Origin of the sequence: Goodfellowiella coeruleoviolacea, from assembly GCF_024171785.1 — a bacterium.
Taxonomy (GTDB): Bacteria; Actinomycetota; Actinomycetes; order Mycobacteriales; family Pseudonocardiaceae; genus Goodfellowiella; species Goodfellowiella coeruleoviolacea.
Window position 1 is genome coordinate 232,381 of record NZ_JAMTCK010000015.1, and the last position, 23,895, is coordinate 256,275.

General features: G+C 73.3%; 22 protein-coding genes. 15 read left to right on the forward strand and 7 right to left on the reverse strand.

The window, feature by feature from the left end; genetic code table 11:
* Positions 1-12: 12 nt before the first annotated feature.
* Both LX83_RS28980 and LX83_RS28985 read left to right on the forward strand, forming a co-directional pair.
* Positions 13-267, forward strand: coding sequence for a hypothetical protein (locus LX83_RS28980; protein WP_253777022.1), 255 nt, complete (start codon positions 13-15; stop codon positions 265-267).
* A 50-nt stretch (positions 268-317) separates the two neighbouring features.
* Positions 318-848: a hypothetical protein gene (locus LX83_RS28985; RefSeq protein ID WP_253777024.1), complete on the forward strand. Its 531-nt coding sequence runs from the start codon at positions 318-320 to the stop codon at positions 846-848.
* Positions 849-862: 14 nt separating this feature from the next.
* On the opposite strand, the gene LX83_RS28990 is transcribed toward LX83_RS28985, so the two are convergent.
* Positions 863-1,339 carry a MerR family transcriptional regulator gene (locus LX83_RS28990; RefSeq protein ID WP_308204070.1) on the reverse strand — a complete coding sequence of 159 codons (477 nt, stop codon included), beginning with the start codon at positions 1,337-1,339 and terminating at the stop codon, positions 863-865.
* Between the two features lie 63 nt (positions 1,340-1,402).
* Between LX83_RS28990 and LX83_RS28995 the strand changes: the two genes are divergently transcribed.
* From LX83_RS28995 to LX83_RS29035, 9 genes are all read left to right on the forward strand, one after another.
* On the forward strand, positions 1,403-2,308 hold the full coding sequence (locus tag LX83_RS28995; RefSeq protein WP_253777025.1) for an NAD(P)-dependent oxidoreductase: 906 nt from the start codon (positions 1,403-1,405) through the stop codon (positions 2,306-2,308).
* 144 nt (positions 2,309-2,452) lie between these two features.
* Positions 2,453-3,277 (forward strand): tetratricopeptide repeat protein, encoded by an 825-nt coding sequence (locus tag LX83_RS29000; RefSeq protein ID WP_253777027.1) that lies wholly within the window; start codon positions 2,453-2,455, stop codon positions 3,275-3,277.
* Positions 3,278-3,282: 5 nt separating this feature from the next.
* Positions 3,283-3,591, forward strand: coding sequence for a hypothetical protein (locus tag LX83_RS29005; protein WP_253777029.1), 309 nt, complete (start codon positions 3,283-3,285; stop codon positions 3,589-3,591).
* Positions 3,575-4,171 (forward strand): hypothetical protein, encoded by a 597-nt coding sequence (locus tag LX83_RS29010; RefSeq protein WP_253777031.1) that lies wholly within the window; start codon positions 3,575-3,577, stop codon positions 4,169-4,171. The genes LX83_RS29005 and LX83_RS29010 overlap by 17 nt, the downstream gene beginning before the upstream one ends.
* Positions 4,172-4,191: 20 nt before the next feature.
* Positions 4,192-4,611, forward strand: a complete 420-nt coding sequence (locus tag LX83_RS29015) for a hypothetical protein (RefSeq protein WP_253777033.1) — start codon at positions 4,192-4,194, stop codon at positions 4,609-4,611.
* 74 nt (positions 4,612-4,685) lie between these two features.
* Positions 4,686-4,910 (forward strand): hypothetical protein, encoded by a 225-nt coding sequence (locus tag LX83_RS29020; protein WP_253777036.1) that lies wholly within the window; start codon positions 4,686-4,688, stop codon positions 4,908-4,910.
* A gap of 117 nt (positions 4,911-5,027) precedes the next feature.
* The gene (locus tag LX83_RS29025) at positions 5,028-8,282 is read left to right on the forward strand and encodes an ATP-dependent helicase (protein WP_253777039.1); all 3,255 of its coding nucleotides are present in this window, start codon (positions 5,028-5,030) and stop codon (positions 8,280-8,282) included.
* Positions 8,279-12,004, forward strand: a complete 3,726-nt coding sequence (locus LX83_RS29030; protein ID WP_407649690.1) for an ATP-dependent helicase — start codon at positions 8,279-8,281, stop codon at positions 12,002-12,004. Before LX83_RS29025 ends, LX83_RS29030 begins: the two co-directional genes overlap by 4 nt.
* 96 nt (positions 12,005-12,100) lie before the next feature.
* Entirely contained in the window at positions 12,101-12,727 is a 627-nt protein-coding gene (locus LX83_RS29035; RefSeq protein WP_253777041.1) for a hypothetical protein, read from the forward strand.
* Here the strand turns inward: LX83_RS29035 and LX83_RS29040 are convergent.
* Positions 12,703-13,422 carry a hypothetical protein gene (locus LX83_RS29040; protein WP_253777043.1) on the reverse strand — a complete coding sequence of 240 codons (720 nt, stop codon included), beginning with the start codon at positions 13,420-13,422 and terminating at the stop codon, positions 12,703-12,705. The genes LX83_RS29035 and LX83_RS29040 overlap by 25 nt on opposite strands.
* Positions 13,423-13,822: 400 nt before the next feature.
* Here LX83_RS29040 and LX83_RS29045 point away from each other — a divergent pair, with 400 nt between their 5' ends.
* Complete coding sequence (locus tag LX83_RS29045; RefSeq protein ID WP_253777045.1) at positions 13,823-14,332, forward strand: hypothetical protein; 510 nt, start codon at positions 13,823-13,825, stop codon at positions 14,330-14,332.
* A 127-nt stretch (positions 14,333-14,459) separates the two neighbouring features.
* Here the strand turns inward: LX83_RS29045 and LX83_RS29050 are convergent, their stop codons facing one another.
* From LX83_RS29050 to LX83_RS29060, 3 genes are all read right to left on the reverse strand, one after another.
* Positions 14,460-14,672, reverse strand: a complete 213-nt coding sequence (locus LX83_RS29050) for a hypothetical protein (protein WP_253777047.1) — start codon at positions 14,670-14,672, stop codon at positions 14,460-14,462.
* Between the two features lie 312 nt (positions 14,673-14,984).
* Positions 14,985-15,581, reverse strand: a complete 597-nt coding sequence (locus LX83_RS29055; RefSeq protein WP_253777049.1) for a TetR/AcrR family transcriptional regulator — start codon at positions 15,579-15,581, stop codon at positions 14,985-14,987.
* A 3-nt stretch (positions 15,582-15,584) separates the two neighbouring features.
* Complete coding sequence (locus LX83_RS29060) at positions 15,585-17,108, reverse strand: MFS transporter (RefSeq protein WP_253777051.1); 1,524 nt, start codon at positions 17,106-17,108, stop codon at positions 15,585-15,587.
* A 96-nt stretch (positions 17,109-17,204) separates the two neighbouring features.
* Here LX83_RS29060 and LX83_RS29065 point away from each other — a divergent pair, with 96 nt between their 5' ends.
* Complete coding sequence (locus LX83_RS29065; RefSeq protein ID WP_253777053.1) at positions 17,205-18,761, forward strand: dipeptidase; 1,557 nt, start codon at positions 17,205-17,207, stop codon at positions 18,759-18,761.
* Positions 18,758-19,828 carry a potassium channel family protein gene (locus LX83_RS29070; protein ID WP_253777055.1) on the forward strand — a complete coding sequence of 357 codons (1,071 nt, stop codon included), beginning with the start codon at positions 18,758-18,760 and terminating at the stop codon, positions 19,826-19,828. Before LX83_RS29065 ends, LX83_RS29070 begins: the two co-directional genes overlap by 4 nt.
* Positions 19,829-19,840: 12 nt before the next feature.
* Here LX83_RS29070 and LX83_RS29075 read toward each other — a convergent pair whose 3' ends face one another.
* Positions 19,841-20,947, reverse strand: coding sequence for a helix-turn-helix transcriptional regulator (locus tag LX83_RS29075; protein WP_253777057.1), 1,107 nt, complete (start codon positions 20,945-20,947; stop codon positions 19,841-19,843).
* Positions 20,948-21,100: 153 nt separating this feature from the next.
* Between LX83_RS29075 and LX83_RS29080 the strand changes: the two genes are divergently transcribed.
* Positions 21,101-22,549 (forward strand): FAD/NAD(P)-binding protein, encoded by a 1,449-nt coding sequence (locus LX83_RS29080; RefSeq protein ID WP_253777059.1) that lies wholly within the window; start codon positions 21,101-21,103, stop codon positions 22,547-22,549.
* Positions 22,550-22,787: 238 nt separating this feature from the next.
* On the opposite strand, the gene LX83_RS29085 is transcribed toward LX83_RS29080, so the two are convergent.
* Positions 22,788-23,750 carry a helix-turn-helix domain-containing protein gene (locus LX83_RS29085; RefSeq protein WP_253777061.1) on the reverse strand — a complete coding sequence of 321 codons (963 nt, stop codon included), beginning with the start codon at positions 23,748-23,750 and terminating at the stop codon, positions 22,788-22,790.
* Positions 23,751-23,895: the final 145 nt, after the last annotated feature.

Consider the following 23,895-nt stretch of genomic DNA (forward strand, 5'->3'; position numbering starts at 1 on the left):
TTGGCTCGCCGGGTGGAGGGTGCCGATGACCAGTGGGAACACGTCGAGGTCGAATACCCGGAGGGCGAAGATGCCTACTCGGAATTAGTTACCGGAGAACTGGAGTGGTACGGCGAATGGCTGCGGCTTCGGTGGTTGCCGCCAGACGAAGCAGCTGAAGTGATCCGGGAGCAGGAATTCGCCGATCCGTGGGGAGAGCCAGAGCTGTGCCCGGGGTTCAGGCTGCTCTGGTCACGGTTGAAGTCCGGCTTCCGGCGGCGTGCGTGATTGAATGGGAAGCCTTCCTGCCACATCGTTGCAGGAGCGATGGGTAACCGATGGGCTGTCGGGAGCGAACAAATGCCGAACAGTCGCGGCACTGGGTTGAGGCGTTCGCTGCCACCGTCAACGCCACGATGGCCGGTTTGTCACGCGAGTGCCGGCTGACCGTCGTTGTACATCCGCCAGCCGTCCTACAGCGGGAGCTGCGGGGCCAGCCGCCAGGCAGCAGGACGTCCACGCTGACCGTCACGTGCGAAGAGAGTCAGGGGTTCCTGTCCATCGACCGAGTGCGCGGGATCAGCGTTCTTTACGAGTTCGAGGCCAATCCGGAGAGCCCTGCTCGGCGGTACGCCGAATCCGGGCGCCGGTCAACAGGTAAGCGCAGCCCGCTGTCAGAAGTGGATCTCGTCAACCACGTGGTCGGCTTTCTGCTCGCCGGATACCGGTTCCTGCGTGTGCCCCTCCACGAGGAGCTTCGCATTCCTGGATTCGGTGCCACCGCGGAACTGCGCTGGATCAACCTGGACATCAGTTGCCCCCGGTTCAGTTCAGTCGCTGGCGGCCCACTGAGCAGTGAGGCGAGGTAGCCCGGGGCCGGGGATCAGCGGCGGAGGCGGAGCGCCGACCTGGGCGTGGTGGTGGTCGTGGCGGGCGTGTCCACGTCGAACGGCTCGTCCGCGGTCGCGCCGCCCGGCTCGTCCCCGTCGAGCAGGCACGTGTCCGGTTCCTCGGGCGCGGCCGTGATCAGGGCGTCCAGCGCGGTGCGGGCGGCGATGAGTTCGGCCACCGCGTTGGTGAGCCGGTCCCGCTCCTCCTCCAGGCCGGGAAGCACGCCCAGGCACGCCGGCGCCAGCCGCTTGTTCACGTCGGTCATGCACGGCAGCAGGTCGGCGATCCTCTCGGTGCCCAGCCCCGCCGCGAGCAGCGTGCGGATGTTCTGCACCCGCCGCACGTCCTCCTCGTCGTACTCGCGGTAGCCGCTGGGCCGGCGCGTGGGGTTGAGCAGCCCCTGCTCCTCGTAGTAGCGCAGCAGGCGCTGACTCACTCCGGTTCGTTGGGACAGCAGCCCGATGCGCATGTGACGACCACCATGAGGACGAGGTTTGACTCTCACATCGATGTGAGAACTTAGCGTCCCAGCATGACCACAACACAGTCGACAACCGAACGTGCCGCCGTCACCGTCGTCGGACTCGGCCCGATGGGGCTGGCGCTCGCCGAGGCCCTGCTGGCCCAGGGACACCCGCTGACCGTGTGGAACCGCACCGCGGCCAAGGCCGACGCACTGGTCGCCAAGGGCGCCCACCGGGCGGCGAGCGTGGCGGACGCCGTGCTGGCCAGCCCGCTGACGATCACGTGCCTCAACGACTACGACACCATGTACCAGGTCTTCGCCGGCGCCGAGGAGGCACTGCGGGGCCGCGCCCTGATCAACCTCAACTCCGGCACCCCCACCGAGGCGCACGCGGCTGACGAGTGGGCGACGCGGACCGGCTTCGACTACCTCGACGGGGCGATCATGGTGCCGCCGCCGCTGGTCGGGACCCCCGGTGCGGTCTTCCTCTACAGCGGCCCCGAAGGCGTCTTCACCACCCACCGGCCGACGCTGGCGTCCCTGGGTGACCCGCGCTTCCTCGGCGCCGACCCGGGCCGGGCGGTGCTGTACAACACGGCCCTGCTCGACCTGATGTACACCAGCATCAACGGGTTCCTGCACGCCGCCGCCCTGGTCGGCTCGGCGGGTGTGCCCGCGGCCACGTTCGCCGACCTGGCGGTCAACTGGTTCCTGCCCACGGTCGTGGACGCCACCCTGCTCGCGCAGGCCGAGGAACTCGACCGGAGCAACTACCCGGGCGACCTCGGCTCGCTGGAGATGAACCGCACCGCGCTGGAGCACATCACGCGCACCAGCGTGGAACAGGGCGTGCACGTGGACCTGCCGAGGCTGGCGCAGCAGATCGCGGAACAGGCGATCGCCGAGGGCCACGGCGACAAGAACTACTTCGCCGTGTTCGAGGTCCTCAAGAAGGCGCGCGCCGGCGCCTAGGTAGCTCCGGTTCCCACCCGGCACGTGCCCCGCTGTCCCGGCGCCCGGGATCGCCCCTGGTCAGGTCGGCGGGAAATCGCTTGGAGCGGCGGGGCATCGGCGTCGATGATTCCCAGGGCGTCAGTCTGGGGAACAGGGGCAGCCGTGCACGAGGATGAGCCGCTGACGAGTCGAGCCGAAGACCTGCGTCACGCGGACCGGCACGCTGAGGCGATTGAGGTGCTCCGCGCGGCGGTCGCAGCCGGTGAGTGCTCGGCGCCTCGGGAACTCGCCTACGCCCTGCTCGGTAGCGACCAGCCGCGTGAGGCGTTGGAGGTCGTGAAGCGGGCGATCAGGCGCGGGCGGACCGATCTGTACAGCCTGCTCGGCTCGATCGCGTCGGAACTCGATGAGTCGAGAGCAGCCGAGGACGCGTATCGCAAAGCCCTCGGCCACGGTGACCTGTCCGCGTTGAACGACTACGGCGTGTTCCTCCGCGACGAGAAGCGGTTCGTTGAGGCGGCCGAGGTGCTGCGCAGGTCCGCGGATTTCGGTGACGTGCTGGCCCCCAGCAACCTGATCCACCTCTACGAGGACGACCTGGACGACCCGGAAACCGCGATCGAGGTCGGCGAGAAGTACCTGGCTCCGGACAAACCCGCCGTGTACACGGCACTCGCTGCCGCCTACGCGGCGGTGGGTCGGACAGGCGAAGCCGGCGAGTTGTTCCAGCGAGCGATCGAGTTGGACGCGCCACGGGCGCACCAGAAGTACGCGTGGTTCCTCTGGGACCACGAAGAGGACCTGGCCGCGTGCGAGCGCGAGTTCTGGGCGGCGTTCGACAACGACGAGGAGGGCTGGAGCTATGCGCTCGGCTACTTCCTCGTCGACCGGGGGCGGATCGACGAGGCGCGAGCAGTGCTGGAGCACGGCGCCACCTGGGGCGACATGAACGCCCGCGAACTGCTGGCGGAACTGGAGACGAGGTAGCTCTGATGAGCGATCGGGTGGATGTCCTGGCCGCCGTGTTCGGCGGTACGCGGGCGCCGTCACCGCCGCAACCGGATGACGATGTCGAGTTCGAGAACTGGGCGCGACTGGTGGAAGTGGACGCCGACCTGGCGGGCATCCAGCACACCGCATTGCACGGGGGCGGGCTCGACCGGAGCGGGCTCCGGAAGCTGCGTGCTCGGCTGGCCCGGATCGAACCGGGGCGGAGCGACCTGATCGCGTGGAAGCAGGGGATGGCGGCTGACGTCGTCGCTCTCCTCGGCGGTGGAGGCACCGGTGACCGGGGGCGTTGACCTGGCGGAGATCCTGGTGCACGCGCGGCGCGCCTACGGCGATCTCCAGAATCCCGACTACGGCTTCTTCGTTGACCCGCCGCGTGATCGGTCTTGCTTTGACTGGCTGTGGGCACTGCTGGGCGTGCGGACTGACCCCGAGGATGCCGACGCCGAAACGCCGGCCCTCCCGCCGTGGTGTGTCGCGATCGATCAGCTGCGGAGTTTCCTGCGCGCGGAGGACTGGACCGGCCCCGACGACGTCAGCTACGCCTACACGTTGACAACGCCGCGACCCGGCGGGGGGACGTGGTTGTTGTGGCTGTCCGGGGTCGGGCCGTTCGCCTTGCTCATCTACGTTCCGCCCGATCGTGAGTTGGCCGAGCGCGCGCACGTGCGGACCGGACCGTGGCCTGGTAACCCGCCGGAAGCCGCCCGCGTCTTCGCGATCCTGCGGGATGCGGGGGTGACGCTGTTGCGCGCCGCGGATGTCGAGGCGACGGTGGCCGAGTTCCGTCCCTGGCACGGAGAGGTTCCCGCGTCGGTCTTCACCGTGCTGTTCAGCGAGGACGAGCTGCCCTGGCGGCATGCCAACTTCTGACGCGGGTGAGGGAGCGAACATTGGCTGAGACGTGGCGCCCGGTGAGATTCTCGGGGATCAGTCCACTGCGGAGCGGAACATCACTCATCGACGTGACACTCGATGAGTTGGGAGACGTCGATCTGCGGAATGACGCCTCGGTGACGGCTATCCGGTTCCTCCCGGGCAAGCAGCACATGTCGATATTCTTTGACTTTCGACACGACAGCATCCCCGTGATGATAACTCTTGAGTTCTGCGCTGTTGAGCTGGACAAGATTGGATATTATCTGCCGACGGGAGTTGAACCCACGTACGGAAACGCGCTGCTTTCCAGTTTGCTGTACTGGAAGAACCAGGACAGTGGACGCGAGGGGTTCACCGTTGACACCACCGCCCTTGAGGTGGAGTTCTACACGGAGGAACTCAGGGCCCAGGTGTGGCGGGCATGGCAGGGCTAGGTAGGTGGCGGCGGCAGCTCCCGGAGATCTCCGCGCTGTGCGACGAGTGGTTGTCCTCGGTCACCGTCCGCGAAATGGGCGAGAACAGGGTGACCGTCGAGGTGGAACCGGCGACTGAGCCGCCGGCCGGTGCGTTGTGGAACTGGTGGATGACGTTTTCGTGCGGGGACCGCGAGATCTCGGCGGTTGTTTCCGAAGATCTGGGGAAAATGTTGTTCGAGGACCGGGCTGGTCGTTTTGAGGACGAGGTTCCGGTTCGCGATGTGGTGCGTTACCTGATCGGTCGATTCGTTGGCTAGGACCTGGGTAGCGCCCGTCCGGGTGCGGCCTTGCGGACCCCTCGGGTAACCCGCGACGAGGGTCGGGCGGTGTGCCCGGGCGCTGGGCTGTCGGAGCAGCGTGGTTCTATCGCACGCGTGCCACCCACCGCTTCCGCGCCCACTGTGGCGCCGCTCCTGGTCCGCCGGCCGGTGGGCGCTTCGCCCCGGCCGCGCTGGTCGGCGGCTGCCCGCCAGGTGCTGGACAGCCCGGGCGGGTTCCTCAAGGTGCTCGGCGGGCCCGGCAGCGGCAAGACCACGCTGCTGGCCGAGGTGGCCGCCGACCGGGTGCTGCGGGGTGGGGCCGACCCGGAGAACGTGCTGGTGCTCACGGCCAGCCGGCGCGCGGCCAACGCCATGCGCGCCCGGATCACCCGGCTGCTGACCGGGGACGCGGACGGCGAGCACGGCGACACGCTGCGCACCGTCCGGCAACCCCTGGTGCGGACCGTCCACTCGTACGCGTTCGCGGTGCTGCGCGCCCAGGCCGTGCTGCGCGACACCGCGCCACCCCGGCTGCTGGCCGCGCCCGAGCAGCAGGCCATGATCCGCGAACTGCTCGCCGGTGACATCGAGGCGGGGGCCCCGCACTGGCCGGAGCGGCTGCGGCCGGCGCTGGGGCTGCCCGGCTTCGCCGCGGAACTGCGGGACCTGCTGCTGCGGGCCGCCGAACGCGGGCTCGGGCCGGAGGACCTGCGGGAACTCGGCGAGCGGCACGGGGTGCCCGAGTGGGTGGCGGCCGGCACGTTCGGCGTGCAGTACGAGGAGGTCACGCTGCTCGCCGGGTTCGAGGCCGGCCGGGAGAGCGGGCCGGCGCTGGACGCGGCCGAGCTGGTGACCAGCGCGCTGCTGGCGTTCGACAACGACGAGGAGCTGCTGGCGGCCGAGCGGGCCCGGGTGCGGCACCTGCTGGTGGACGACGCCCAGCACCTCGACCCGCTCCAGTTCGCGCTGATCCGGACCCTGGCCGGGGACGAGGGCAGGACCGGCGAACTGGTTCTGGCCGGCGACCCGGACCAGGCGATCTTCTCCTTCCGGGGCGCCGATCCCCGGCTGCTGGTCGAGGCCGACCCGGGCGCGGGCCGCACGGTGGTGCTCGCCGAGAACCACCGGATGGCGCCGAACGTGGCCACGGCGGTGCGCCGGCTGGCCGCCCGGCTGCCCGGTGTCTCGCCCACCCGGGAGTCCACCCCGGACAGTCCACAGGAGACTGGAACCGGCAGCGTGCAGGTGCGGTTGCTGTCCTCGACCGCGCAGGAGGCCAGCTGGATCGCGGACCAGCTGCGCCGCGCGCACCTGCTGGAGGGCGTGCCGTGGTCGGAGATGGCCGTGCTGGTCCGGTCCACCGCGAACACCCTGCCGGTGCTGCGCCGGGCCATGCTGGCCGCGGGCGTGCCGGTGGCGGTGCCCGCCGACGAACTGCCGCTGGCCCAGCAGGCCGCGGTGCGCCCGCTGCTGGCGATCCTGCGCTGCGCCGCCGAACCCGAGGCGCTGGACGAGGACACCGCGGCCATGCTGCTGGCCTCGCCGTTCGGCGGCGCCGACCCGCTGGCGCTGCGCCGGCTGCGGCGCGGCCTGCGCCGGCTGGAGTTGGCCGCCGGCGGCGACCGGGCCAGCGGTGACCTGCTGGTCGAGGTGCTGACCTCGGTGGACGTGCTGGCCGCGCTGGAGGACGCCGAGGCCGAGCCGGCCCGCCGGATCGCCGGGCTGCTGGCGGTGGCCAGGCAGGCGCTGGCCGAGGGCCTTGGCGTGGAAATGGTGCTGTGGCGGGTGTGGCAGGCCAGTGGCCTGGAACCGCGCTGGGTGGCCCAAGCCGGCCGGGGCGGGGTGGGCGGCGCCCAGGCCGACCGGGACCTGGACTCGGTGGTCGCGCTGTTCGACGCCGCCGCCAAGTACGCGGACCGGCTGCCCGGCGCGGGCGTCACCGAGTTCGCCGACTACCTGGCCGCGCAGGACATCGTGGGCGACACCCTGGCGCCGGCCGCGCCGATCGGCGAGGCGGTGGCGGTGCTCACCGCGCACGCCGCCGCCGGTCGCGAGTGGACGGTGGTGGCCGTGCCCGGCGTGCAGGAGGGCACCTGGCCGGACCTGCGGCTGCGCGGCTCGCTGCTGGGCGTCGAACGCATGGTGGACCTGCTGTCCGGTGTGGACCCGGCGACCACGCCGGTGTCGGCCACGGCGCCGCTGCTGGCCGAGGAACGCCGGCTGCTGCTGGTCGCGGCCAGCCGGGCCCGGCGCACCCTGCTGGTCAGCGCGGTGCGCGGGGACGAGGAACAGCCGTCGCGGTTCCTGGACGAGCTGGACGGGCTGGCCGCCGACCCGCAGGCCACGCCCCGACCGGTGTTCACCCCGCAACGCGGCCTGGTGCTGGCCGAACTCGTCGGGGAGCTGCGCCGGGTGGTGTGCGACGCGGGCGAGCCCACCGACCGGCGGCGGCGCGCGGCCACCCAGCTGGCCCGGCTGGCCAAGGCCGGCGTGCCCGGCGCGCACCCCAACTCCTGGTACGGACTGCCGGCCGCGTCCAGCAACACTCCACTGTGGACACGCGGGCAGCGGGTCAACGTGTCCCCGTCCACCATCGACGTGCTGACCAAGTGCCCGCTGCGCTGGATGGTGGAGCGGCACGGCGGACAGGACCCGGCCGAACTGGCCTCGATCACCGGCACCCTGGTGCACGCCCTGGCCCAGGCCGCGGCCAGCGGCGCCGACCGGGACGCGCTGCGCGCCAAGCTGGACGAGGCGTGGGCGGCGGTGGACGCGGGCGCGCCGTGGTTCTCCCGCCGGGAGCGCCAGCGGGTGGAGCGGATGCTGGACACCTTCCTCGACTGGCAGGACCGCAGCCGGGGCGAACTCGACCAGGTCGCGGTGGAGCAGGAACTGTCCGTGGACATCCCGCCGGAGACCACGCCCGACGGCCGGCCGGGCGGGCCGTGGCTGCGGGTCAAGGGCCGGGTCGACCGGCTGGAGACCGACGCGGCCGGCCGGCCGGTGGTGGTGGACATCAAGACCGCCAAGACCCCGGTCACCAAGGGTGAGGCCGAGGCGCACCCGCAGCTGGCCGTCTACCAGCTGGCCGCCGCGCTCGGCGCGTTCACCGGCCTGGGCCTGGCGCCGGAACCGGGTGGCGCCCGACTGCTGTACGTGGCCAAGGCCGACCGCCGGACCGGCGCGGCCGAGCGCGTCCAACCGGCACTGGACGAGGCCAGCACCCAGACCTGGCTGGCCACGGTCCGCCAGGCCGGCTCGGCGTGCGTCGGCCCGGAGTACAGCGCGGTGGAGAACCCCGACTGCCCGCGCTGCCCGGCCCGCACCAGCTGCCCGCTGCACCCGTCCGGGAGACAGGTGCCGCAGTGACACTGCTCGCCGACAAGCGCGATGAACACCACGAGCGCGACGAACCCGCCCTGGTCAGCCCGGCCGAGGTGGCCGCGGCCCTCGGCCTGCACCCGCCCACCCCGGAACAGGCGGCGGTGATCGCCGCGCCGGCCGAACCCGCCCTGGTGGTGGCCGGGGCCGGCGCCGGCAAGACCGAGACCATGGCCGCCCGGGTGGTGTGGCTGGTGGCCAACGGCCTGGTCACCCCGGACCGGGTGCTGGGCCTGACGTTCACCCGCAAGGCGGCCAGGCAGCTGGCCGAGCGGGTGCGGGCCCGGCTGCGCCGGCTGGCCGGCTCCGGCCTGCTGGACCGGCTCGACCCCAGCGGTGAGCGCCGCGCGGCCGTGCTGACCAGCGAACCCACCGTGCTCACCTACCACGCCTACGCCGGCCGGCTGGTCGCCGAACACGGGCTGCGCCTGCCGGTGGAGCCCGGCGTGCGGCTGCTCACCGAGACCGCGTCCTGGCAGCTGGCGCACCGGGTGGTGAGCACCTGGACCGAGGACCTGGACACCGACAAGGTGCCGGCCACCATCACCAACTACCTGCTCGCGCTGGCCGGTGAGCTGGGCGAGCACCTGGTCGACCCGGACCGGCTGCGCGCGCACGCCAGCTGGCTGTGCCAGACGATCGAGAACGCGCCCAGGGCCCCCCGCCAGCGCGCGGACCTGCCGGTGGGGCTGCGCGAGATCATCGCGGCGCAGCGGCTGCGGGCGGCGCTGCTGCCGCTGCTGGACGCCTACGCGCAGCGCAAGCGGCGCGAGGCCGCCATGGACTTCGCCGACCAGATGTCCCTGGCCGCGCGGCTGGCCAGCGAACACCCCGAGGTGGTGCGCGGCGAGCGGGACCGGTTCGGCGCGGTGCTGCTGGACGAGTACCAGGACACCGGGCACGCCCAGCGGGTGCTGCTGCGCTCGCTGTTCGGCGGCGCCGACGACCCGCCGCTGCCGGTCACCTCCGTGGGTGACCCGGCGCAGGCGATCTACGGCTGGCGCGGGGCCAGCGCCGCCAACCTGCCCCGGTTCACCACCGACTTCCCGGTGGCCAGGGCCGGCGAGGTGGTGCCGGCCCGCCGGTACGGGCTGCTCACCAGCTTCCGCAACCCGCCCGAGGTGCTGGCGCTGGCCAACGCCGTGTCCGGGCCGCTGCGCTCGGCCGGCCTGGAAGTGGACGAGCTGCGCGCCCGCGACGGCGCCGGCCCCGGTGACGTGCACTGCGCGCTGCTGCCGGACGTGCGCGCCGAACTGGACTGGCTGGGCGACGCCGTGGCCAGCCGGTGGCACGCCGCGGTCGCGGCCGAGGGCAGCCCACCCACCGCGGCCGTGCTGGTGCGCCGCCGCGCCGACATGGCCGGCATCGCCGCGGTGCTGCGCGACCGCGGCCTGCCCGTCGAGGTGGTCGGGCTGGGCGGCCTGCTGGACGAGCCCGAGGTGCGCGACCTGGTCAGCGCGCTGCGGGTGCTGGTGGAACCGCTGGCCGGCACGGCGGCGGCCCGGCTGCTCACCGGGTCGCGCTGGCGGCTGTCCGCCGCCGACCTGGCCGCGCTGTGGCAGCGCGCCGGCGAACTGGCCGGGCGCGGCGGCCGAACCAGCACCGGGTCCACAGTGGACGAGTCCGGAGTGGACGATCCGCTGGTGGCGCTGACCCAGGCGCTGCCCGGCGAACACGCCGAACAGGCCGGCCTGGTGGACGCCCTGGACGACCCGGGCGAGCCGGAGCGCTACTCCGCCCAGGGCTACCGGCGCATCCGCCGGCTGGGCTGGGAGCTGGCCGCGCTGCGCCGCCGGCTGGACCAGCCGCTGCCCGAGCTGGTCGCCGACGTGGAACGCACCCTGCTGCTGGACATCGAGGCGATGGCCCGGCCGGGCGGCGTTGGCCGCGCCCACCTGGACGCGTTCGCCGACGTGGTCGCCGAGTACGCCGCGGCCAGCCCGTCCGCCACCCTGCCGTCCCTGTTGGACTACCTGACCACGGCCGAGCGCGCCGAGGACGGCCTGGAGCCGGGCGAGGTCGAGGTGGCCGAGGACCGGGTGCAGGTGCTCACCATGCACGCGGCCAAGGGCCTGGAGTGGCAGGTGGTGGCCGTGCCGCACCTGGTCAAGGACGTGTTCCCGGGGCGGCGCAAGTCCTCCTGCTGGCTGCGCTCGGTCACCGAGCTGCCCGCGGAGCTGCACGGCGACGCCGAGGACCTGCCCCAGCTGCGGCTCACCGGCGCGGAGAACCGCAAGGAGCTGGAGGACGCGCTCACCGCGCACGCCGAGGAGTTCGAGCAGCGCCGGCTGGTCGAGGAGCGCCGGCTGCTGTACGTCGCGCTGACCCGGTCCGAGCGCACCCTGCTGATGTCCGGCCACTGGTGGGGCGAGACCGGCGAGCACCCGCGCGGCCCGTCCCCGTTCCTCACCGAGATCAGGGGCGCGCTCACCGCCGACATCGGCGTGGTCGACGTGTGGGCCGACGCGCCGGTCGAGGGCGAGCCCAACCCGCTGGCCGAGGTGACCACGTCCGCGCGCTGGCCGGTGGACCCGCTGGGCTCGCGCCGGGCCGCCGTGGCCGAGGGCGCCGACCTGGTGCTGGCCGCCCTGGCGGAGCTGCCCGACGCCGAGCCGCCCGGTGCCGAGCCGCCTGACGCCGAGCCGCCTGACGCCGAGCCGCCTGACGCCGAGCCGCCTGACGCAGACCGGCCCGCCGCCGGCTTGGCCGACGCCAGCTTGGCTGAAACCGCAGCGGCCGAGCCGCCGGAACCGCCGGAACCACCGGAGCCGCCCGAGGACTTCCCGCCGGAGCCGTTCGACGACTACCCGCCGGAGGACGACTACCAAGCTGACTACCCGCCCGAAGCCGACTTGCCGCCCGAGCCACCCGAGGACTTCCCCCCGGACGAGCCGCCCGACGACGGCCTGCCCCCGGACGACGTGGTGGCTGGGGACCTCTCACTCGGGGACCTCTCACTCGGGGACGTCCCGCCCGGGGACTCCGTCCTGGCCGAGGAGTTCACCTCGCCGGGGCTCGACCTGCCCGAGGACGACCCCGAGGGCTGGGCCAGGGACGTGGACGTGCTGCTGGCCGAGCGGGCCGGCGCGGGTCGGCGGGAACGGGTGGCCCTGCCCGACCAGCTGTCCGTGAGCCAACTGGTGGAGCTGGCCGCCGACCCGGCCGCGCTGGCCCGCCGGCTGCGGCGGCCACTGCCGTTCCCACCCAACCCGCTGGCGCGGCGCGGCACCGCGTTCCACACCTGGCTGGAGAAGCGCTTCGGCGCCAACCGGTTGCTGGACATCGACGAGCTGCCCGGCGCGGCCGACGAGGGCGCGGCCCCGGACAGCGAGCTGGACCGGTTGCGCGCCGCGTTCCTGGCCAGCGACTGGGCCGAGCGGATGCCGCACGACGTGGAGGTGCCGTTCGAGACCGAGGTGGACGGCATCGCCGTGCGGGGCCGGATGGACGCGGTGTTCGCCGACCCGGACGGCGGGTGGACCGTGGTCGACTGGAAGACCGGCGCGCTGCCCGACCGGGACCGGCTGCCCGCGCTGTCGGTGCAGCTGGCCGCCTACCGGCTGGCCTGGGCGGCGCTGTCCGGGGCACCGGTGTCCTCGGTGCGGGCGGCGTTCCACTACGTGCGGCACAACCGCACGCTGCGGCCGGCCGACCTGCTCGACGCGGACGGGTTGCGTGCGCTGATCCGGGGCGTGCCCACCGTGGACTGAGGCCGGCGGGGGCGGAGGCCGGGGGTGCCGGGCAAGGCGTGGACTGGGAACGGCTGGTGGGGTCCGCGATCGGCGCGGCTGTGCAAGGATCGGGCGATGCACAGCCCTGCAAGCTGGAAGCTGGCCAGTCCGCCGGAGACCCCGGCCAGCATTGCCGTGGACCTCGTCGAACTGCGCGAACCACTGGTCCGGGTCACCCGCACCGAGGCCGGGGACTGGTGCTTCGACGGGCCGGGCGAGGCCCGCGAGCTGGTGGAGGAGATCACCCTCGGCGACGTGGTGCGGGCCTGGCCGCACGTGGCCGTGTTGCGGATGGTCCAGCCGGGGGAGACCGCGGTGTGGAACTGGGCGGAGAACGGCTGGCACATCGCGCCGCTGTCCAACCAGGCCGAGCTGAGCTGCGCGGACCTGGCGGACAGCGCCTGGCCGGAGGACCTGCCGGCCGAGGACCCGGCCGTGGTCGAGCGGGCGGTGGTCACCGGCGAGGCGCTGCTCACCGACGTGCAGCGGGACGACGAGGGCTTCTCGTTCGTCGGCCCGGGCGAGGACGAGCTGTCGGTGGACGCGTACGTGCTGGTGCGACTGGCCGACGCGGTGCGGCGCTGGCCGCACTCGTTCGGCGTGGTGCGGGCGCTGCAACCCGGCGAGGGCGTGGAGTGGGACGCCGAGGAACTGCGCTGGGACGCCTACCGGCTGACCTACCCGACCCAGCCGGAGCTGTGACCGGCCTCGGCCTGCCGGTTGACCCCGGGCGCGCCGCCGCCCGGGGCCGGAACCTCCGGAGCGTTGACCCCTGAGGCGTCGACTCCGGGCGCGCTGGTCCCCTGCGCGGTGACCTCGGGGCCGTTGACCTCGGCCGTCAGGCGCGCGCGGAGTTCCCTGGCCAGCGTGGTCACGTCGGTGGGCTGCGCCTCGACCACCCGGTCGTAGAGCACCTCCAGCAGCCACCGGCCGAACAGCGACGGGCCGAACTCGGCCGACCGGTCCTCGGGTGGCACCACCAGGTTGGCCGAGCGCCGCGCGCGGTCCGCGGCCACCACACCCACCCCGTAGTAGTCCAGTTCGATCACCGACCACGAGCCGACCGGCGGGGTCTCCGGCAGCACCACGACGCACGGGGCGAGCGTCATCAGCGTGCCGCAGGACTGTAACGCGCGGTCCGCGGCGGGCGCGTTGACCAGCACACCGACCAGTTCGACGGCGGCGACCGGCAGGTGGCGGTGCCGGTCGGGCTCGAACCAGGAGCGGAACCAGGACGGGTCAGCCTGGGGCGGCCAGCCGTTGCGGCTGCGCCAGGTGTGCACGTCCCGGCGAAGCCGCACCACGGCGGACACCTGCTGGCCGAGCACGGCGACGTCGGGCACGAGGAGCCCGCGCCAGCCAAGGGCTGCGACGGCCTGCTTCAGGAGCGGTTGCACTCGGCATCCTAATTTTGTTGCAGATTCAACGACGCTTGCTGAACAACGAACGGGCGGTACGTGTTCCTGCCGGTGCTCAGCGTAGTGGTCGCGCTGGATACCTCATATGCAGATTACGAATAAGTCCCTGCATCGCCGCGATTGCGACGAGTGCCGCCCCGGGGCGGCTCCGGGGCCCGTCCGACCCGGCTGAGCGGGGCCGATGCCGGGAGGAACCGCTGTCACGTGCACGCCTTTCCTGCGGTGCGGTCGGCCTGTGATCTTTCCCATCCGGCTGGTCAACCCGCCTGATGCGGTGACCGCCGGAGGAGTGAAATCCGCGCCGCGGTTGCGCCGGTACCCGGTTTCCGGGTCTCCGTGCCGCTGACCCGCCGAACCACGGAGAACGGACGGAGATCGGATGAGCGCGCACGCGATTCCCGCCACCCCCGCCCTGACCGCCGCCAGCTGCCTGACCGCCGCCACCTGGCTGGGCACCGTGCTCGCGCTGGCACCCGCCGCGAGCGCCAGCGGCGACAAGCTGACCCACGAGGAGGCGGTCGAGCGGCTCCTCGACGCCGGCGTCACCTGGAACTCCACCGGCGGCTGCACCGACCGCGACAACCCGGCGTGCACCTCGTTCGACCAGGTCAACTCCGGCACGATCGACGGCGTGATCACGTTGAAGGAGGCCAGCGGCTGTCCGGTCAACGTCAGCGGCGGCACCGAGGCCGGCCACTCGTTGGCCAACCCGCACAGCCACTGGGCCGGCTACAAGCTCGACCTCAGCAAGAACCCCTGCCTGGACAACTACATCCGCGGCAGCTTCAGCTACGTGGGCCGGCGCGCCGACGGCTACGGGCAGTGGCAGGCGCTGTCCGGCAACCTGTACTGCGACGAGGGCAACCACTGGGACGTTCTCTACTACTGAGCCGGGACTGCTGGGCCGGGCTGCTGAGCCGGGCCTACCGGGCCGGCCTGCTGAATCGGACTGCTGGACCGGGCCTACCGGGCCGGCCTGCTGAGTCGGGTTGCTGAGTCGGGCCTACCGGCCGGGACTAGCCGCCGGCACCGGCCGGGTCACCGGCCACGGCGGCCCGGCAGGCCGGGCACACGCTCTGGCCGCCCCCCTTCATCACCGTTGTCTCGGTGAGCAGCAGGGCGCACGCGGTCTGGTAGAACCCGTCCTCGGTGCCGGCTGTCTGGTCGGCGGGGATCGCGTGGGCCAGCCCGTCCATGGCTGAACACCACCACACATGGCCGGTGGTCATGCTGGCGTCCTCCTTGTTCGGCCATGCCGGGGCGGTCGCCGGCAGGGACGTTGGCGGGGGTGCTGGGTGGCCCGGTTCCGGACCGGGATCGACGGTGTCCGCACATGAGGATTTCGGTGCTCGCCGGCCGATCGTTTGCAGAACTCAGCCCACCGTGTAGTGACCCACTCGTTCGAGTGGTCCCTGGGCAACTCAGAGTCGCGTAAAAATCGGACTTTGCCGAGTGCTCGCTGCTCAGCCGCACCGGCACCGGCGCATCCGCGCACCCGCCGCCCGATCCCGTCCCCCGGGGGGCGTCGCCGCCGGCGCGGGCTACCCCGCCGCGGGGTCCAGCTCCAGGTGCTGCCAGAGCCGCTGGTCCCGGGTGAGCCGGAGGAGCTGGCGCTCCAGCAGGTGAGCCGCGCCCTCGGGGATGGCACCGCCCCACAGCGGGGTGGCGCTCGCGCCGTCGGCGGCGGCGATGACCAGGGACAGCACGTGGTCGGGCAGGCCGTCGGCGCGCAGGTCCTCGGTCCAGCGGCGGGCGTCGGCGCGCGCGAGGTCCACGATCTCCGGCCAGTTGTGCAGCTGGGTGACCAGGGCGACGCTCTCCCGCACCGCGGTCTCGTCGTGCTGGCCGGCCAGGGAGACCCTGATGTAGGCGCGGGTGAGCCGGCCGGGGGCCTGGTCGGCCGGGTCGACGGCGGCGACCACGTCGGCCCGGAACGACTCCATCAGGTCCTCGGCGAGGGCGCGCACCAGGTCGTCCTTGGTCGCGAAGTGGTAGAGCAGCCCGCCCTTGGACACCCCGGCCGCGCGGGCGATCTCGTCCAGGCTGGCGGAGATCCCCCGGGTGCGGATCACGGCGCTGGCCGCGTTCAGCAGCGCCCGGCGGGTCTCCTCCGGTGTGCGCCCGGCCTTGCGCGCCATGTCTCACTCCTCTTCTGGCGCGCTCCCACCGCCCGCCGAGGGCCCTTTCCTACCCGACGGGATGGCGCGCCAGGCGACGAGGGCCGCCGCGGCGGTGATCACCGCGCCGATCAGCGCGGTGGTCTGCATGGCCGAGGTGAACGCCGTGCGCACCGCCTCGGCCAGCTCGGAGGTCGGGTCGAGCACGGCCAGCGCCGAGGCCGCCGAGTCGGCCAGTTCGGGGCGCACCGCGTCGGGCACGTCCAGTCCCGCCCGGTAGAACAGGGTCAGCACCGAGCCCAGCACCGCGATGCCGAGCGCGGTGCCGAGTTCGTAGGCGGTCTCGTGGATGGCCGAGCCGGCGCCGGCGCGGCGCGGCGGCAGCGCCGAGACCACCGCGTCGGCGGTCAGCGTCATCGCCAGCCCCACGCCCAGTCCGACCGGTACGAGGGCCAGGACCAGCCACAGGTAGCCCTGGGCGCCCTCGGCGAGGGAGACCAGGACCAGGCCGGTCGTGGCCAGCGCCAGGCCGGTGGCCACCGCGCGACCGGTGCCCAGCCGGGTGACGACCACGCCGACCACGGCGACGACCAGCATCGCGGCGATCATCGCCGGCAGCTCGGTGAGCCCGGCCGCCAGCGGGTCGAGACCGCGCACCAGCTGGAGGTACTGGGAGAAGAAGAACAGCAGGCCGGTGAGGGCGAAGACGGCGATGAAGTCCGCCAGCACCGCGCCGCTGAACGCGCTGTTGCGGAACAGCCCGATGTCGAGCATCGGGGTGGCCAGCCGGCGCTGCCGCCGGACGAACAGCGTGCCGGCGGCCAGGCCGACCAGCGCGGTCCCCAGCGTCCAGCCGTCCAGGCCGGAACCGGTCGCGTGCTTGACCGCGTAGACCAGCGGGGTGACGGTCGCGATCGACAAGCCGGCCGAGAGCGGGTCGAACCGGCCCGGTGCCGGGTCGCGCGACTCCGGCAGCAGCAGGGTGCCCGCGACCAGGAACACGGCCACCACCGGCACGTTGACCAGGAACACCGAGCCCCACCAGAAGTGCTCCAGCAGCGCGCCGCCGACCAGCGGCCCCAGCGCCAGGCCGCCGCCAGAGCCGGCCGACCAGATGGCGATGGCCCTGGTGCGCTCGCGGGCGTCGGGGAACAGGTTGCGGATGATCGACAGCGTCGAGGGCATGATCGTCGCGCCGGCCACGCCGAGCAGCACGCGGGCGGCGATCAGCGTGCCGGCGCTGGGGGAGAAGGCCGCCAGCGCCGAGGCCATCCCGAACGCGGCGGTGCCGATGAGCAGCACCTTCTTCCGGCCGAAGCGGTCGGCGATGGTGCCGGCCGGCACCAGCAGCCCGGCCAGGGTGAGCGAGTAGACGTCGCCGATCCACAGGACCTCGGTCGCCGTGGGCGCCAGGTCCCGGGTGAGGGCCGGCACCGCCAGGTGGAGCACGGTGCCGTCGATCGCGAGCAGCAGGACCGAGCCCACCAGCACGGCCAGGGCGGCCCACCGGCGTTGGACGTGCGGGATCACCGCGTTGGTCGTTGCCATGCCCGAAACTATACCGTCTGGACGGTACAGTTTTCCGGGATGTGGCCGGTGTCGCGCTGGTGTCAGCGCGGGTCCGTTCGATTACCCTGCTCCTGCGTGACCGTCAGCCCAGAGCAGGCCGGCCCAGAACCGACCAGCGGCCCAGAACAGACCAGTTCGGAGCCGGCCAGTCCGGAGCGCAGCGCCGTGCACGGGCTCGCCGACGACTTCGTGGCCGAGCTGTGCGAGTGGATCGCCATTCCCTCGATCGGGGCCGACCCCGCCCACCACGCGGACGTGGCCCGCTCGGCCGAGTGGCTGGCCACCGCCCTGCGCCGGGACGGCTGGCCCACCGTCGAGGTCTGGGACACCGGTCCGGCCCTGCCCGCGGTCTACGCCTGCTGGCCCGCCGAGGACCCGGCCGCGCCGGTCGTGCTGGTCTACGGCCACCACGACGTGCAGCCGGTCGACCCGGTGGAGCACTGGCAGCACCCGCCGTTCGAGGCGGTGGTGCGCGGCGAGGAGCTGTTCGGCCGGGGCGCCAGCGACGACAAGGGGCAGGTGGCCATGCACCTGCTCGGGCTGCGCGCCCACCTGGCCGCCACCGGGCAGACCGCGCCGTCGGTCACGCTCAAGCTGCTGGTGGAGGGCGAGGAGGAGTCCGGCTCGCCGCACATCGCCACGCTGCTGGCCGAGCACCGCACCAAACTCGGCGCCGACCTGGTGGTGTTCACCGACACCCCGCTGTTCGACCGCTCCGCACCCACCGTGTGCACCGGCCAGCGCGGCCACATCACCGCCACCATCACCATGACCAGCGGAAACTCCGACCTGCACTCCGGTCGCTTCGGCGGTGGCGTGCCCAACGCGGCCATCGCGCTGGCCCGGCTGGTCGCGGCCGTGCACGACGAGCAGGGCCGGATCGCCATCCCCGGCTTCTACGACGACGTGCGCGAACCCAGCGCACTGGAGCGCGAGCACTTCGCCCGGCTGCCCTTTGACGAGGCGGCCTGGCTGGCCGGCCCGGCCGACGGGGTCACCGCGGCCACCGGCGAGGCCGGCTGGACCACCCTGGAACGCACCTGGGTGCGGCCCACCGCCGAGATCACCGGCATCCACGGCGGCTACACCGGGCCGGGCGTGAAGACCATCGTGCCCAGACAGGCCAGCACCGCCCTGACCTGCCGGCTCGTGCCCGACCAGCAGCTGGACCGGGTCCAGGAGCTGATCCGCCGGTTCGTGGCCGAGCACACCCCACCCGGCGTCACCGCCGAGGTGGTCTTCCACGGCTCGGGCGTGCCGCCCTACGCGGTGGACATCGACCACCCGGCCACCCTGGCGGTGCGCGACGCCCTGGCCGCCGCGTTCGACCAGGAGGTGCTGTTCAGCCGCACCGGCGGGTCCGGGCCGGCCGCGCTGCTGCACGCCTGGCTGGACGTGCCGGTCGTCTACTTCGGTGCGACCCTGCCGGATGACCGGATTCACGCCCCCAACGAACGGGTGGTGCTGCCCGTGCTGCTGCGTGGTGCCGAGGCGCTCGCCAGGCTGTGGCGGCTGCTGCCCGACCGGCTGCGCACCCCGGCCGCCGAACCCGCCGGGATCACCGCGGAGCTGGGGCTGGCCGGTTCGGCGCGGCCCGAACCCGGGCGGGAACAGGAGGCGAACCGAGCATGATCGGACGCTGGTCAAGCCCGAACGCCCGGCTCACCGACCGGCCGGACCACACCCTGGTCGGCGTGATCCGGATGCCCGACGTCTCGGTCAGCCCGGTCAACGCGATCGTGCGCCGGGTGATCGGCGCGGCGCTGGCGCTGGCCGCCGCCGTCGCCATCGTCTACATCGGACGCGACGGCTACCGGGACGCCAACGGCGACGGCCTGACGCTGCTGGACTGCGTCTACTACGCCACGGTGTCGCTGTCCACCACCGGCTACGGCGACATCGCGCCGGCCAGCGACGCGGCCAGGCTGGTCAACGTCCTGGTGATCACCCCGCTGCGGGTGCTGTTCCTGATCGTCCTGGTCGGAACCACACTGGAAGTGCTCACCGAACGTTCCCGCCAGGCGTTCCGGATTCAGAAGTGGAGGGCCAAGGTGCGCGAGCACGTGGTCGTCGTCGGGTACGGCACGAAGGGCCGCTCCGCGGTCAGCGCGTTACTCGGTGACGGTGTCGAGCCCAGCCGCATCGCGGTGGTGGACACCAGCCAGACCGCGCTGGAGGCGGCCTCCTCGGCCGGCCTGGTCACCGTGCAGGGCTCGGGCACCCGCAACGACGTGCTGCGCGTGGCCGGGGTGGAACGCGCCAGGGCGGTGGTCGTCGCCGCCAACCGGGACGACACGGCCGTGCTGGTCACCCTCACCGCGCGGGAGCTGGCGCCCAAGGCCCGGATCGTGGCGGCCGTGCGCGAGGCCGAGAACGTGCACCTGCTGCGCCAGTCCGGCGCGGACTCGGTGGTGGTCTCCAGCGAGACCGCCGGCCGGCTGCTCGGCATGGCCACGGCCACCCCGCTGGTGGTGGACATGGTCGAGGACCTGCTCACCCCGGACACCGGCCTGGCCATCGCCGAGCGCGAGGTCGAGCCGAACGAGATCGGCGGCTCGCCCCGGCACCTGCCCGACATCGTGCTCGGCCTGGTGCGCGGCGGCCGGCTCTACCGGGTGGACGCGCCCGAGGCCGACGCCATCGAGGCCGGCGACCGGCTGCTCTACGTCCGCAAGGTCACCCCGGCCAGCAGCGACTGACCGCCGCCCACATCACCCGGTGAGGCGCCGGACGGTGCGGTCGGCCAGCAGCGGCGCGCAGTGCTCGGTGAACAGCTTCGCCACGAGTTCGCCCCGGCTGGTGACCTCGACCTTGTCGAAGACGGCCTTCACGTAGTCGCGCACGGTGTGCGGGGACAGGTGCAGCCGGGCGGCGATCTCCCGGGTGGACAGTCCACTCGCGATCAGCTGGGTGACCTCCAGTTCGCGCGGGGACAGCTCGTAGGCCACGGTCACCAGCGCGGCCATCTCCGAGCCCGTGGCCGGCTCGATCACGATCGCGGTCGAGCTGGACCGGCCGTCCTGGTCGCGCAGGCAGGACCCGTGGCAGATCAGCCAGCGGCCGGTCCGGGAGCGGACCCGGACGCGGGCGGTGACGCTGTCGCCGCCCAGCCGGGCGTGCGCGGCGGTGTTGAGCACCCACGCGGGCAGCGCGACCCCGAACGGGGTCTGCACGGCCGGCCCTGGCGGCATCTCCGCCAGCAGCCGCCGGGCGTCGTCGTTGACCGACACGAGCGTCCCGGCGGCGTCGAACAGCAGCAGGCCCGGGCCACCGCCCGGGGTGGACACCGGCGCGGACGGCGGCTGGGCGTAGCCGCGCAGCCGCCGCGCCAGCAGTTCGGACAGCGCGGTGACCAGGCCGATGTCCTGGGGGTCGAACGGCGGGCGGCCCCGTTCGCGGAACAGGCTCACCAGTCCCCACGGCCGCCCGGACACGCGGAACACCGCGCGGAGTTCGTCGTCGAAACCCCGGGGCCGCATGAACTTCTGGTAGAGCGCGCCCTGGGACCGCCGGTCCCCGGTGCTCTCCCGCAGGCCGGCCACGGGGACCGGGGCGCTGGTGAGATCGCGGAACAGGTTGACGTTCTCGCCGAGCAGCTCGCACTCCCAGTACGCGGTGCAGCCGCCCTCGGTGAGGTTCTCCACCAGCACGGGCGCGGTGATCAGTCCGGTGAGCGGATCCGTGGCGCGCCAGATGGCCGCGTCGAACGGGACCAGCCGCCGCAGCCGCGCGGACGTGTCGGTGAACAGGGTCAGCGCGTCCGGGCTGGTGGCGTTGGGCACCAGGTCCCGAGAGCGGCGTGCGGCGGTCCGGGGCATGGCCGCCATCCTCACGCCGGCCCGGTCCGGCTGGCAATCCCCCTGATTGCGGGGGTCCGGTCGGCGAATTCCCCGCAAACGAGGGGTGGGAAACGGCTGGCCAGGCCCGGAGGGTGAGTGGCGACGAACCCGAGCGAGGCGGAGGGAGCAGCTGTGGAGATCGGCATCATCGGGGGTGGGGCGGCGGCAGTCGCCCTGCTGGACACCCTGTCCCGGCTGGACGCGGCACCGGGTGGGCTCACCGTGTTCGAGGCGACGCCACTGCTCTGGCGGGGCCGGCCCTACCAGCCCGACCTGCCCGCGGTGCGGGTCAACGCGCCGCCGGAGAGCATGTCCGTCCGCGCCGACGACCCGCGCCACTACGCGGGGTGGCTGCGGGACCGCGCCGACCTGGCGGAACACCACGACCCCGGGCTCGACCAGCCGATCGTGCCCAGAGCGGTCTTCGGCGAGTACCTCGAACACACCGCGCGCGCGGCCAGCACCCGGCTGCGGCACGCCGGCTGGCGGGTGAACGTGGTGAACGCCCGGGTCACCGGCTACTCCCGGGCCGACGCGGTGCTGCACACCGACCAGGGCGGCCGGCACCGGGTGGACCGCGCCGTGCTGTGCGTCGGCGGCGGCTACCCGGCCGACCACTACGGGCTGAGCGGCGCCCCGGGGTTCGTGCTGGAGCCGTACCCGCTGGCGCGCACCCTCACCGACATCCCCGCCGACCGGCACGTCGCCGTGATCGGCAGCGGCCTGACCGCCGTCGACGTGGCCGTGGGGCTCGCCGCCACCGGCCACACCGGACCGATCAGCCTGCTGTCCCGCAGCGGCATGCTGCCGCCCGTCCAGCAGCGGCCGGTCCCGCTCCAGCTCCGGCACCTCACCCGGGACCGGGTGCTGGCCCTGGCCGGGGAACTCACCCTCGACCGGCTCGTCGAGCTGATCCGCGCGGAACTGCGCGACCTGGGGCAGGACTTCGACTCGTTCGTCGAGGAGATCACCGAGACCGGGCACTCCGCGGACTGGCTGCGCCGCCAGCTCGCCGCCGTCGACTCACCGCACCTGGGTCGCCGACTGCTGACGCTGGCCATCCGCGTCGCCGGGCCGACCGCGTGGCGGCTGCTGCCGGAGCGGGACCGGACCCTGCTGCGCGAGTCCTGGTTCCGCGCGTTCAGCGGCCTGAGTTCGCCGATGGTGCCGGGCAACGCCCGGACCCTGCTGCGGCTGCTCGACTCCGGGCAACTGCGCCTGGTGCCGGGCGTCACCAAGATCGAGCCGGGCCAGCCGGGTTTCCACATCACCGACACCAGGTCCCGGTGGCGGGCCGACCACGTGGTCAACGCGGTCAACCCGGCCCCGTTCGCCACGCCCCAGCAAGCCAGCGCCCTGGTCAGCGCGCTGCTCGTCGACGGCCGCGCCGAACTGGACCAGGCCGGCGGGCTGTGCGCCGAGCCGCTCACCGGCCGGCTCACCTCGGCCGGGGTGCCCGACCCGACCTGGCACGTGCTGGGCAACCTGGCCGCCACCTCGCTGCCCATCGCCACCAACCCGTTCGGGCTGGCCGTGGCGAGCGAGGGGGTGGCGCGGTCGCTGGTCGCGCCGCGCGACTGAACCCGACAGCGGCTCGTCGCTCATGCCGGCTCGTCCACCGCGTTCCGCGTTCGCGGCCGTCCTTCCCGGCCAGATGTGAAGGGCCCGCTGGGCGCGGTGGGGAACTGGGGAAACCCGCGCCCAGCTGTCCCGGCCGGATCCGGCCGGGCGCCACGGGTCCACCCCGTCGACGGCAGTGGGGAGTCCGGGACCTGACGCGGAAGAGACCTCCGGAACACCCCCCCGCCGGCAACGGGATTCAGTGGACGACGCCCACTGTGCCGGCGACCGGCCGGGATGTCGTTGGCCTCGCGTGCCCAGCGGTTGACGATCCGCGCACACTCTCGGTCCTGGCCACCAGCCGCCGGTGGTCGCTGGGCGCCACCCCGTACGCGGCGCGGTAGGCCCGGCTGAAGTGCGCGGGGTTGGTGAACCCCCAGCGCGCCGCGATCGCCCGGGTGGACCGGCCGCGCTGCGCCGGATCGGACAGGTCGCGGCGGCACGCCTCCAGCCGGCGCTGCCGGATCCACCCGGCCACGCTCAACCCCTGGCTGTGGAACAGCTTGTGCAGGTAGCGGGTGGAGATGTGGTGCGCGGCGGCGATGCTGGCCGGCGACAGCCCCGCGTCGGCCAGGTGGTCCTGGACGAACGCGAGAATGCGGGTGATCAGGCTCTGCCGCTGGTTCTGCGGCGACCGCGCGGCGTCGGTGTCCAGTTCGTGGGCGAGCACCGCGGTCAGCAGGTCGAGCAGGACCGTGCCCAGCCGGGTGGCGTCCGAGGACCGGTACTGGCTGGCGCCGGTGGCCAGGCACAGCAGGAACTGGCTGAGCAGCGCGCCCACCCCGGTCCGACCCGGCAGCCGCCTGGCCACCAGCCGGTCGACCTGGCTGGGCGGCAGCGCCAGCACACCCTTGGGCACGCGGGCCGCGACCCCGTCGATCAGCCCGCTGCCCGCGCCGTCGGCCACCATCCCCGGGCGGAACCCGTTCAGCAGCACCAGATCCACCGAACCGAGCACGCCCTCCCGGTCCACCTGGTCGACCCGCACCGCCTGGTGCAGCGTCAACGCCACCGTGTAGCAGTCGGTGTCCACCCCGGGCCGCGACCGCGCTGCCCGCCGCGGCCGGAACGACTGGTGCACCAGCGGGGAAACCCACACCGCACCGAGTTCCAGCGGTCCGGCCGGGTGGGTGGCGAGTCGGTCACCCGCGGTTGGATTCACATGTTGGCAGCCCCAGTCCTCCACAACGCCCCCAATGTCCGTGCGCGTCGGCCATCTGCCGGGGCCGGACAGCGGGAAGCGGCACACCACGGCTGTCGTCCTCGATCGCCCCCCGACCCCGGTGCGGCGACCGTAGTCGGCGATT

Excerpts from the sequence above, each read along its gene's own strand:
- LX83_RS28985 (WP_253777024.1), top strand. The coding sequence starts at position 318 with ATGGGCTGTCGGGAGCGAACAAATGCCGAACAGTCGCGGCACTGGGTT.
- LX83_RS28990 (WP_308204070.1), bottom strand. The coding sequence starts at position 1,339 with ATGCGCATCGGGCTGCTGTCCCAACGAACCGGAGTGAGTCAGCGCCTG.
- LX83_RS28995 (WP_253777025.1), top strand. The coding sequence starts at position 1,403 with ATGACCACAACACAGTCGACAACCGAACGTGCCGCCGTCACCGTCGTC.
- LX83_RS29005 (WP_253777029.1), top strand. The coding sequence starts at position 3,283 with ATGAGCGATCGGGTGGATGTCCTGGCCGCCGTGTTCGGCGGTACGCGG.
- LX83_RS29020 (WP_253777036.1), top strand. The coding sequence starts at position 4,686 with ATGGGCGAGAACAGGGTGACCGTCGAGGTGGAACCGGCGACTGAGCCG.
- LX83_RS29035 (WP_253777041.1), top strand. The coding sequence starts at position 12,101 with ATGCACAGCCCTGCAAGCTGGAAGCTGGCCAGTCCGCCGGAGACCCCG.
- LX83_RS29045 (WP_253777045.1), top strand. The coding sequence starts at position 13,823 with ATGAGCGCGCACGCGATTCCCGCCACCCCCGCCCTGACCGCCGCCAGC.
- LX83_RS29050 (WP_253777047.1), bottom strand. The coding sequence starts at position 14,672 with ATGACCACCGGCCATGTGTGGTGGTGTTCAGCCATGGACGGGCTGGCC.
- LX83_RS29055 (WP_253777049.1), bottom strand. The coding sequence starts at position 15,581 with ATGGCGCGCAAGGCCGGGCGCACACCGGAGGAGACCCGCCGGGCGCTG.
- LX83_RS29060 (WP_253777051.1), bottom strand. The coding sequence starts at position 17,108 with ATGGCAACGACCAACGCGGTGATCCCGCACGTCCAACGCCGGTGGGCC.
- LX83_RS29070 (WP_253777055.1), top strand. The coding sequence starts at position 18,758 with ATGATCGGACGCTGGTCAAGCCCGAACGCCCGGCTCACCGACCGGCCG.
- LX83_RS29075 (WP_253777057.1), bottom strand. The coding sequence starts at position 20,947 with ATGCCCCGGACCGCCGCACGCCGCTCTCGGGACCTGGTGCCCAACGCC.